Here is a 2017-nt window from a genome sequence, read left to right as displayed (position 1 = left end):
GGGTGGGGAGGTGGATTTCGGCGTAGAGGTCGGTGTTGTGGTGCCAGAGGTTGGTGAGTCCTTGGAAGTGGGGTCCGTAGGTGTAGCCCTGGTCGGCGAGGTGGTCGTAGATGTTGGTGAGGTCGTGGGGGGTGGCGTTGGTGGGGGGCCAGGTGGTGGGTGTGGGGGGTGCGGGTTGGGTGTGGGGGGTGAGGGTGCCGGTGGCGTGGGGGGTCCAGGTGTCGGTGGTGTCGGTGCGGGAGTGGATGGTCAGGGCGCGTCGGCCTTGGGGGTCGGGGGGTTCGACGGTGACCTGGAGGCGTGTGGGGGTGTGGGGGGTGAGGGTGAGGGGTGCGGCGAGGATCAGGTCTTCGATGGTGGTGAGGCCGGTGAGTTGGGCGGCGTGGAGGGCGAGGTCGACGAAGGCGGTGCCGGGCAGGAGGGTGGTGCCGGCGATGGTGTGGTCGGTGAGCCAGGGCAGGCGTTGGTCGGTGAGGAGCCCGGTGAGGACGAGGTGTCCGGTTTCGGCGATCTCGACGGCAGCGCCGAGCAGGGGGTGTCCGCCGGTGTCGAGTCCGGCTGCGGCGACATCGGTGTGATCGACGGGGTGGAGCCAGAACTCCTCGTGCTGGAAGGCGTAGGTGGGCAGATCGACGCGGTTCCCGCCGGGCAGGGCAGCGGTCCAGTCGACATCGGTGCCGCTGGTGTAGGCGGTGCCCAGGGCCTGCAGCAGGGCGCGGGGCTCCTCGCTGCGGACGTTGAGGACGGATGCGGCGGTGGGGGTGTCCAGGGTGGTGTGGACCAGGGACGTCAGGACCGGGTCCGGGCCGAGTTCGAGATACGTGGTGATGCCCTGGGCGTCGAGAGTGCGGATGCCGTCGTCGAAGCGGACGGCCGCACGGATCTGACGCGCCCAGTAGGCCGGGCTGGTCAGCTCGTCGGCGACCTGGCCGGTCACGTTCGATATGACTGTGACCTGCGGCTCGTTGAACGTGAGAGAGCCGATCGTCTCCTCGAACTCAGCCAGAGCACTGTCCATGTGCGCGGAGTGGAAGGCGTGGGACACGGTGAGGCGCTTGACCTTGACCCCACGGCCACGGAACAGCTCCTCCAGGACCCCAACCGCGTCCGCATCACCGGAGGCCACGACCGCCGCCGGGCCATTGACGGCGGCGAGGGACACGCCCTCGACCAGTTCCGGGACCACCTCCGTCTCCGGTGCGGCGATGGCGAGCATGGCTCCGCCGGTGCGGGCGGCCTGCATCAGCCGGCCCCGGGTCGCGACCAGGGCACACGCGTCCTCAAGGGAGAACACCCCCGCCGCGTATGCGGCGGTCACCTCACCGATCGAGTGCCCGATCAGCGCATCCGGGCGCACCCCGAACGAAGAGACCAGCGTGAACAGGGCTGATTCGAGCGCGAACAGCGCGGCCTGCGTGAACCGGGTCTGATCCAGCACCGGATCACCCCCGAACACCACATCCTTCAACGACCGGCCCAGATGTCCATCGAGGTAGGAGCACGCCGCGTCGAACGCCTCCGCGAACACCGGAAACGCCTCATACAGCTCCCGGCCCATACCCGGACGTTGGCACCCCTGCCCCGTGAACAAGAACGCGGTCCGCGCCGGCCCGGCAGTACCTGCAGCACGCACGTTCTCCAGTGCGGCGACCAGCTCGTCCCGGTCCGCGCCCACGACTACCGCGCGGTGCTCGAAAGCCGTGCGGGCCGAGGCCAGCGAGTACCCGACATCCAGCAGTGACGCGTCAGAGCCGCGTACGAACTCGGCGAGGTTCGCTGCCTGGGCGCGTAGCGCCTCCGCACTGCGCGCGGAGACCACCCACGGCACCAGCGCGGGCTGCGCACCGGCCACGACAGGGTCCTGCTCGGGCGGCGCTTGCTCCAGGATGACGTGGGAGTTCGTCCCGGAGATCCCGAACGACGACACCGCGGCACGGCGGGGGCGGTCGACCTCGGGCCAGGCACGTTGCTCGGTCAGCAGTTCGACCGCGCCCGCGGACCAGTCGACATGAGAGCT

At 69.9% G+C, this 2017-nt stretch carries 1 protein-coding gene; it reads right to left on the bottom strand.

The features are described 5' to 3' along the window. Positions 1 to 2017, bottom strand: a 2017-nt coding sequence (locus AB0L33_RS35095; RefSeq protein WP_365687821.1) for a type I polyketide synthase, incomplete at both ends; no start/stop codon positions are given.

This window comes from Streptomyces sp. NPDC052299, from assembly GCF_040679335.1.
GTDB lineage: Bacteria > Actinomycetota > Actinomycetes > Streptomycetales > Streptomycetaceae > Streptomyces.
Note: the sequence above shows the minus strand (reverse complement) of the source record. Positions and strands in the feature narration are given on the sequence as shown.